This window comes from uncultured Paraglaciecola sp. (assembly GCF_913020055.1).
In the GTDB taxonomy this organism is placed as follows: domain Bacteria; phylum Pseudomonadota; class Gammaproteobacteria; order Enterobacterales; family Alteromonadaceae; genus Paraglaciecola.
On record NZ_CAJWCF010000137.1, the window covers coordinates 1 to 9,095 of the forward strand.

Annotated in this window: 7 protein-coding genes; 3 read left to right on the plus strand and 4 right to left on the minus strand. The window is 40.6% G+C overall.

The annotated features are described in order from the left end of the window. From QZ488_RS20005 to QZ488_RS20015, 3 genes are all read left to right on the plus strand, one after another. Positions 1 to 921: Fe(3+) ABC transporter substrate-binding protein (locus QZ488_RS20005; RefSeq protein ID WP_293752064.1), on the plus strand; the 921-nt coding region annotated here is incomplete at its 5' end. A gap of 22 nt (positions 922 to 943) precedes the next feature. Further along, positions 944 to 2,575, plus strand: coding sequence for an iron ABC transporter permease (locus QZ488_RS20010; protein ID WP_293752066.1), 1,632 nt, complete (start codon positions 944 to 946; stop codon positions 2,573 to 2,575). Beyond that, a complete protein-coding gene (locus tag QZ488_RS20015) occupies positions 2,568 to 3,623 on the plus strand; it encodes an ABC transporter ATP-binding protein (RefSeq protein WP_293752068.1) in 1,056 nt (351 codons plus the stop codon). The genes QZ488_RS20010 and QZ488_RS20015 overlap by 8 nt, the downstream gene beginning before the upstream one ends. Before the next feature lie 83 nt (positions 3,624 to 3,706). Here QZ488_RS20015 and QZ488_RS20020 read toward each other — a convergent pair whose 3' ends face one another. The 4 genes from QZ488_RS20020 to QZ488_RS20035 form a co-directional block, all read right to left on the minus strand. Continuing rightward, positions 3,707 to 4,906, minus strand: coding sequence for an OprD family outer membrane porin (locus QZ488_RS20020; protein WP_293752070.1), 1,200 nt, complete (start codon positions 4,904 to 4,906; stop codon positions 3,707 to 3,709). A 97-nt stretch (positions 4,907 to 5,003) separates the two neighbouring features. Continuing rightward, positions 5,004 to 5,543 carry an iron transporter gene (locus QZ488_RS20025; RefSeq protein WP_293752072.1) on the minus strand — a complete coding sequence of 180 codons (540 nt, stop codon included), beginning with the start codon at positions 5,541 to 5,543 and terminating at the stop codon, positions 5,004 to 5,006. A 168-nt stretch (positions 5,544 to 5,711) separates the two neighbouring features. Then, the gene (locus QZ488_RS20030) at positions 5,712 to 7,163 is read right to left on the minus strand and encodes a 4Fe-4S binding protein (RefSeq protein WP_293752074.1); all 1,452 of its coding nucleotides are present in this window, start codon (positions 7,161 to 7,163) and stop codon (positions 5,712 to 5,714) included. A gap of 300 nt (positions 7,164 to 7,463) precedes the next feature. Continuing rightward, a partial coding sequence (locus QZ488_RS20035; protein ID WP_293752076.1) for a TonB-dependent receptor occupies positions 7,464 to 9,095 on the minus strand: 1,632 nt, incomplete at its 5' end.

Consider the following 9,095-nt stretch of genomic DNA (forward strand, 5'->3'; position numbering starts at 1 on the left):
CGTCAGCCGTTCTTAATTGATCCAATTACCGAACAGTTCACGCAAGAGACAGGTATCAAAGTTAATGTTATCTATGCCAAGAAAGGCATTGCTGAAAAATTACAGCGTGAAGGTAAATATAGTCCTGCTGATCTGGTTTTAACCTCGGATTTTAATCGTTTACTTGAGATCACTGATAAGGGGCTCACTCAAGCGGTTAAGAGTGAAACCTTAGAGCAAAACATTCCGGCACAATTTCGTGACGACAAGTCACAATGGTTTGCTTTAACAACACGCGCTAGAGTTATTTATGCATCAAAAGACCGCATTGAAAATGCTCAAGCCTTAAGCTATGAAGATTTAGCGTCGGATGAGTTTAAAGGCAAAGTTTGTGTTCGGAGTGGTAAACATCCATATAACATCTCATTACTTGCTTCGATGATTGCTCACGATGGCGAAGCTGAGACAAAAGCATGGTTGATGAAACTCAAAAGTAATTTAGCACGCAAACCTCAAGGTAATGATCGTGGCCAAGTAAAAGCCATTAAAGAAGGCGTGTGTGATGTGTCTTTAGGTAATAGCTATTACTATGGCAAGATGCTAACTGATGAAGCCCAAAAGCCGTGGGCTGAAGCTGTTAATATTATTTTCCCTAATCAACAAAATCGTGGCGCACATATCAATATTTCAGGTGTTGCTATGGCAAAATATGCGCCAAACAAAGAAAATGCACTGGCATTAATGGAGTTTTTGAGTAGTGAAAAAGCGCAGTCTTTATATGCATCGTTAAATATGGAATATCCAGTTAATACTAAGGTTGAACCATCTGAGCTTGTGAAATCTTGGGGTGAGTATACGGCAGATAGTTTACCGTTAACGACCGTGGTGAAGTATCAATCTGCTGCCTATAAATTATTAGATGAAGTAAAATTCGACCTCTGATTGATATTCAAGAGATGACTTAATGCAAACCACTAGCCCCAAAATATGGGTGCTACTTTCCTGGGTAGTGTCAGTTTGTTTAGTTTTACCCGTTTTTGCATTATTGCTGCAAAGCTTTGCGTCTGACACTGCGTTATTTGAACACCTTTGGGCGACGGTACTGACGGACTATGTCATTACTACCATACAGTTGGTGGTACTAGTTTTAGTCTTTTCAGCCATCTTTGCTTTGCCTAGTGCATGGCTTATTGCCATGTGTGAGTTTAGGTGGCGCAAGCAATTTCAATGGTTGCTGATGTTGCCATTGGCCATGCCTGCCTATGTTGTAGCTTACATTTACACTGATTTATTTGATTTTTCAGGTCCCGTGCAACGTTTTCTTCGTGAAGTATTCCAAGCAAACACAGCCGTAGGTGACTATTGGTTTTTTGAAATACGCAATGTCTATGGCGCAGCTTTAATGCTGTCTTTGGTTTTATATCCTTATCTCTATTTGATTGCCCGTACCGCCTTTCTAGAACAAGGTGCTCATCTGTTTCAAGTTAGTCGCACCTTGGGTAAATCTTCGTGGCAGAGCTTTCGTTTTATCTCAATCCCGTTGTGTCGTCCGGCAATTGTGGTGGGCTTAATTTTTATCGGTGCCGAAGCTTTAGGTGATTTTGCAACGGTACATTATTTTGCGGTGAATACCTTAACCACAGCGGTGTATGACAGTTGGCTTGGTCATGGTTCATTGTCAGCAGCAGCAAAAATTTCGATGTTGATGCTAATTGGTGTGATGGGTTTGTTAGCCATAGAACGTTGGCAGAGAGGACGGCAACGTTTTTATCATAAAAGTTCAGGTCAGCTTAGTCGTTTTAAATTAAGCAAAGCTCAGTCAATAAGTGCAATTATCTGGTGCGTATTTTTACTCATGGCCGGTTTTGTAGTGCCAGCGGTGATCTTAATTGATTATGCGATGACCTATTTTGCAGTTGCTTGGCAAAGTGAATTACTGCAAGTCTTATGGCAGAGTATCTGGTTAGCACTCGTAGCTGCAGTAATAACAACTTGTTTTGCCATTGTCTTTATTTACACCACACGATTATCTCAAAAACGTAGTGCTTATATTCCTTTGCGCATTAGTACCATGAGCTATGTTTTACCAAGCACAGTATTAGCCATCGCAGTATTGATACCGATGACCTTATTTGAAATAAATATCAATGAGTGGATGGAGAGTTTTGGATATCAAGCACCAGGCTTATTTTTATCCGGGACAGTATTTGCCTTGATTTTTGCATTTGTAGTCCGCTTTCAGGCAGTGGCAAATGGCACGATAGAATCAAGCTTTTTAAATATTAGCCCTTCATTGGACATGGCTTCCAAAACCTTGGGCAAGACGGATGTGCAGACTTTGTTTGCGATCCATGTTCCGCTTATTAGCAAAGGCATTTTCACGGCCATCTTATTGGTTTTTATTGAATGTATGAAAGAACTACCTGCTGCATTATTATTACGTCCATTCAACTTTGATACCTTGGCTACCTATGTCTATCAATTTGTATCAGATGAACAATTAGAACAGGCAGCAGTCGCTGCTATATTAATTATATTAGCCGGACTGTATCCCGTGATGAGATTAACAAAAACAGGCAAAGTTACTAATGACTGAAATAACAAAAATGGCTTTGACTGTCGATGAAATATCAGTTCAGTACGAAACAAAAAAAGTACTGGATGAGTTGTCATTACAGGTTTTAGATAATGAGATCATGTGTTTATTGGGTCAAAGTGGCTCAGGTAAAACTACAGTACTTAAGGCTATAGCCGGTATATTGCCGTTAGAACATGGTGTTATTTCATTAGATGGACACATTATTTCATCTACTGAAAGTTCAGTTACACCAGAAAAACGTGGCATGGGCATTATCTTTCAAGACTACGCATTGTTTCCTCATATGAGTGTTTTAGACAATATTTGTTTTGGTATTAAGGCTGATAAACAACAAGCCCAACAAACAGCTGAAACCTTGCTTGAGCTCGTTAAAATGCAAGGTTATGGCTCTGCATATCCGCACGAGTTATCTGGAGGTCAGCAACAACGTGTCGCTATAGCTAGAGCGTTAGCCATACAACCTAAATTATTACTACTGGATGAGCCTTTTTCAAATGTCGATTATCATTTACGACAGCAGTTAATGGCTGATATTCGTCATATTCTTAAACAAAGAGAAGTCTCAGCCATTTTTGTCACCCATAGTAAGGAAGAAGCCTTTGCCTTTGCGGACAAGTTGGCTTTTATGGAAGAAGGAAAAATTGTACAAACAGGCTCGGCTGAATCTTTGTATTATCAACCGAAATCTACGGCTTTAGCCGAATCTATGGGCAAGGGTAATTGGTTAGACGTGGTCGTGGTCGATCAGCACTGCACTCGATCAGAAGATTTAGGTGAGATTATTTCTACTCAAGCTCACGGTTTTGACTTGGGCACAAAAGTAAAACAATTTATTAGGCCGAATCAAATCTCACTTGAAGCTGATGACGCAGGGATAGGAAAAGTTGTTGACCAAATCTTTACTGGTGATACTCGATTGCATACAGTTTCAATTGGAGAGTTAACATTAATAGTTAATCAATCATCAACAAAACATCTAGCTGTTGATGCTCGAGTTGCCGTTACAGTATCAGCACATCCGGCGATCCTTTTTGAATCTCAGTAATTAAGCTGTAGTAGATAAAAAAGCCCCAAACTATATTGATAGTTTGGGGCTTTTTGTTTAACGAATACTAGCTCGCTTAGTATTTAGAACGGTCCGTCAAATTGATACGTTAAGATAACGCGAATTTGATCGGTATCATCAGATGAATTTTTGTCATCGATGTCGGCATACATGGCCTCAAGCAAAAATGCCTCATTCCACTCATAATTCATGTAAAAGTTGTTTTCTTTAACATGGTAGTCATTTTTACTACTAGCCCGGAATTCACTAGCGGCAACACCGATAGTAAGCCCTTCCAACACCTCACCTTCGATACCGATTACAGCGGCGCGTGCATCATCACCTTCGACGGCATCCAAAGTTTGATCTTCCATAGAAGTGAAGAAAGGGCCGCCACCTAAGCTGGCTAAAGCACCATGATCACCACTATTTCTATTGTAAGCCGCACTTACAGTGAAATACTGATTAGTGACAGCGGCACTAGCACCCCACGTATCGGCATCAATATCACCTAACTTGTCAGAACCTGTTTCACTTCCGTGGTCATACTGTAAGCCTACTTCCCACGATAAATTGTCGTTAAAGTCGGCACCGTAAAGGACTTCAGCATAAAAGATATTTGCGATATCCTCTAAGTTATAAGCCCAAGCTTGCAGGGCTAAACCGTCTTGTTCGTATGCTGCCCAAGCAACATAGGCATCGCCATTATCCGCACCATAAGCTTCACCAACATCAACAAAGTCCGATTGATCAATACCATTTTCCCAACCAGACATTTTTGTGACATAGGCAAACCCAAGATCGATATTTTCATTTACGCCATAGTTAAGTTGATAAGCTTCAAAGCGGTTTGGAACCATACGAAGATCATCACTATCCATATGCGGGCTATCAAATATTTGACGGCCTAAGCGTGCTTCAAAATCTTCGTAATTGAAGTTTAAGCTAGCTTCTCCAAGCATGGCATAACTATCTTTTTCTTCATCAAAGAAATCACCGTGCAGGCTACTTTCGTTACCCGTATTTACACCTGGATCAACAGAAGTAGACACGCCAAGTCTAATATTGATATTGTCATTTAAGTCGACTTTACAACCAAACTCGCCACCAATGGCGTAGGCTGATTCTTTTGCGTTATTGTCAACGTCCGTTTCAATAAAGCCAGCACGAGCATAACCGCCACAGGCTTGTTGTGTATCATCGTTAGCCTGAACTGTCTGAACCAGCAGTAGGCTTGTTCCTAAGCAAGCAGAGATTAACTTCACACGCTTTTTTGCCGTCATTTTTAGTCCTTGAATAAACTTAATTCTGGCTGGCAAAAAGCTGGCTGTTACATTTCTCCTCACGAAGGAGAAATTACGTATTAAGAATTAAACGGTTTTAGTAACCGCCTTTTTTACCAACACCTACATAAGTGAAATCCCACTCAAGGGTAAATGGTGTCCACCATTTAGCAACACCTGATTCTTTGTCTGTGTGGCGGTAAAAACCATTAAATGGAGGTGGTTCGATGCTGTAAGTCAATGTGTATTTGCCAGCACCATCTAATTTAATATTTCTAGCATAGTGTGGGCCATCAGAGGCAACCATAGGCATGAAAGCACCTGTTGTAGACCAATCAGAGTCAACTTTATTAATGGTATATGTAATGCCAAGGTATGGCACCCAGTCACCTTCTGCAAAGCCATGAACATTGTCTTTCAAAGCATGAATATCGGCTTCTAAATGAATATCAGTCAGGGTCATTCCACCCGGTAACATTGGTTCCATGGTGACAGGTTGAATAAATACCGCGACAATCTCCATACCGTTTTGTTCAACAACACCGATTTCAACATCGTCGGCAATTGCAGAAGTAGCAGTAAGCATTGGTAATGCTGCTGCCATGACGGATGATAATGTAATTTTTTTAAAATTCATTTAAAACTTCCTTATGGTTAATTAGTAATGCAAATGATAATTGTTCTCAATTGTAAACAGGGTTTGCATTATAGTCAACAAGGACTTGGGTGATATCCCCCGGTTCTGGTCAATAATTTGTGTGATATCACCAACGATCTGATTTAGATCAATATCTATGAAAATGGCTTAACTAGAAAAAAGGGCTGGCCACCAAGCAAAAGCGACTAAAAGGCTACCGACAACGCCTGGAACAAGTGGGATCCATCTAACCTTTTTCTTAAGCCCTTGACGGGATAAAATTCGGTCGCCTAGGTAAACACTCCATGCAATAGCCGGAACAAATAAAGAGGCTTTAACAAAAGAAAGCTGTTGACTATCAAGACCAAAGGTTCTTAACGGTTCAAATAATTCACTGCCTAAACCAAGCACAAGTGACACCATTGCTACTGGCGCATATTGATAACCTAATTCGGTGAAACGATGTTTAGCAGTTTGATCGCCACCGACACGACCAGATAGCCAAGCACTTAGTTTTGTAGTGAGATATAGCATGCCCGCAAGCAATACGGTGCACGCGACCATGGTGCCTGAGATCATGAAAAAGTCTAACCAGAAAAACACTTCACGCCGTTCAGGGTGTACGCTCATTAACCACCAAGGGCCAGATTCAGCAATCCAGTACCAACCTTGATTGATAAACCACTCACCAACTTGTTGTCTGAGTGTTCCATATAACGGCAACACTAACCATAAAAAACCACCTAAGGCTGCACCTGTACCTAGAAACAAAAACCATACCTCGGCCAAGTTTGGATTGTAGTCGCGAATATTTTTAATCTCGGTACCAGGTGTTCTTAAGACCAAGTCGAGACCACCTTTTGCCTTAGGATTAACACAGCGGAAACATTCAATGCAGTGACGAGATTCTTCTTTTTTGGAGATATCAATCATCGTTGGGCAAATACCATTTTCGGTATATTTGTCACCACCGGCACGTTTGATTTTTGGTCTAAATTGAATAGCACCTAAACGCGAATAAACACCTAATAGTAAACCGATAGGGCAAACATGTCGGCACCAGGCGCGTTTATTCCGGCCATAAAAGAAGCCGATTAGAATGGCTAACAATAAAATTCCACCAAATACTTCAGCAATAGCCTCAGGGTGGTCTCTTACCCCTACGGTTTGACCTAATATAGTAATGACTAAGAAACTGACAATAGGGGTGCCTTCCCAGCGGATCCATGCAGGTATCTGCCATTGCGGACCTTTCTTATTGGCCCATTCAGACGCAGCGCCCATTGGACACAATATTCCACACCAACTGCGTCCAGTGAAAATGACGGAGATAAATACTAGGGGAAACCATAATCCCCACATTAGGTAATTGGCTAATACGGTGAAATGGGTTAATGGCGTGGCATCTTCGGCAGGTTCAGATAAGAATAATGGCAGAAATAATAAGGCCAGAAAAACTACAAACATCACAATATGGACCCAAAGAAGTTTGCTTTTATGGCGAACGAAAAATGCCTCTATTGTTTTGATAAAGGGAGGGCGACCACCTTTGTTAGGCATAATCTTGTCGGCATTGATAACAGACGTTTTAATCTTTGGTGGTGCTGACGTGGAATTCATAAGCAATATCTAAGGGAACCAAAATATAAATCTTGGTGACTAGTTTAACTTAAAAGATCTCAAATGAAAAAGGTATTGCGAATAATTCTTGTTTCAGATCAAGTTTTTGTTAAAGAATTTTTCCTAGTAGATATTTTTATCTGTCCTGAGTGGCTTATGTAACTAATTATTGAAGCTAAATCTCTATGCGATGGTTTTTATCACGTATAGCCTTTGTTAAGTTTGATGCAGTCAGAAGCAAGCTGTTTACTATTAACAACAACCGGTCACCTACACTTCTTCAAACACCAAGTTAGCTTGTTACCAGTCATATCGTATTCTTGCGAAAAAAGAGCGATCCGGCTGACTCATCAAGGTTTCATTTGGGCGTACGCTCACGGCATGTAAATCGTCGTTGTCGAACAAGTTTGTTACATTCAGAGATAGGGCAAGCTTTTTACTATAATTTTTAGTGATATTTAAATCGGCTCGATAATAATCATCTAGATCGGTAGATTCTTGAGATTGAGATGTGCGTTGAAATGTTTTTCTACCTAATTCTATTCTGTTATCAAACGTAATAGTTGTTGAATGTTGCGGCATTTCGTAGCTGAATCGTCCATTGATAATCCAATCAGGGAAACCGTCATATTTAATGTCGAGAGCTGATGATTCCGAGGTGACCCATGATGCACTGAGGTCAGATTTAACGCCCATGATAGTCGTGCTGTATTTTGCTTCTATCCCTTTGGACCTCACACCACCTACATTTTGGTACTGGTTTCTTCCTGGGGAATATTGAGGATTATCTGGTGTCATCGGAGCCGAGACTATGCCATCGGTGAGTTCTGTATAGAACAATGTGCCTTCAAAATTGCTTTCACCATAATTTTTCATATAAACAAGCTCATACGTATCCAACTCTTCGGGCTCTATACCAGAATTACCAAATGTTGCGGATGAAGATGCTGTTGGGTTGGTTCCGATTTCATTAGCTGCAGGTGAACGAAAAGCATTACTGTATATAAGTTTTACGGCGGATGATTCATTAGGATAAAAAATCAAACCGAGTCTTGGCGATACGTTATCGCCAAAATCTGAAAAATGGTCATAGCGTGCTCCGTAGAGTACATCTACACTGCCATCAAAAAATGAAGTTCTTGCATCCAGATATACGCTGTTGAGTTGGCGTGTATAGTCTTCTACAAAGTCCGAGGTAAGGCCGGGGGGCTCTCTACCAGTTTTTGCTTCATCTATTTCGGAATGAGAGTAGGTATAACCCAGTGCCCATTTAGTATTAAATCTATCATTTTCTTGTTTTATATTGAGATCAAAGCCACTGCTGAAGTTGGTGTGATCAATAATGAATCTAGAGTCTGTAAAGAACCACTCATGTTCGCCTTGCCAGTGATAGATATGCGAATTTATCGATGTTTTGTCAGATATATCATATTTTGCTTTGGCCCTGATAAGTGCGAAAGATCCTTCTTGATCAACAAAGCTCAACTTATCAGATTGGGCATATCTGAGCGTTGTTCTCTGCGAAACATTGCCCATTACGCCCGTTTCAAAGTTGAATTTACTCGTTAACTGAGCATTTAATGTAGCTGCAAAAGAAGTTGTTCTGATTGGCTCGTCTGAGCTACCACTTTCTGTTCTGTTTGGATTTAAACGGCCTGAACCTGTTCCCCACTCATAATCGATTTCTTCTTCTTTTGTGGAGTTATCAGCTGAAATGCTCAGAGTGACTTTATCACTTAGCCTTTTGCCATACTTAAAGGATTGCTGATAATAATCGTCGAGACCTGCTGTTCCTTGAACCTCTGTTTTGTCTTCTGTGTATTTTGATGTTGAAAATGCGACAACACCTTGAAAAGCATCTGCACCGTAGATAGACGAGCCGGGACCACGAAGCATCTCGATTTTGTCTAGAATGCCAAGTCCAGGGTTTTC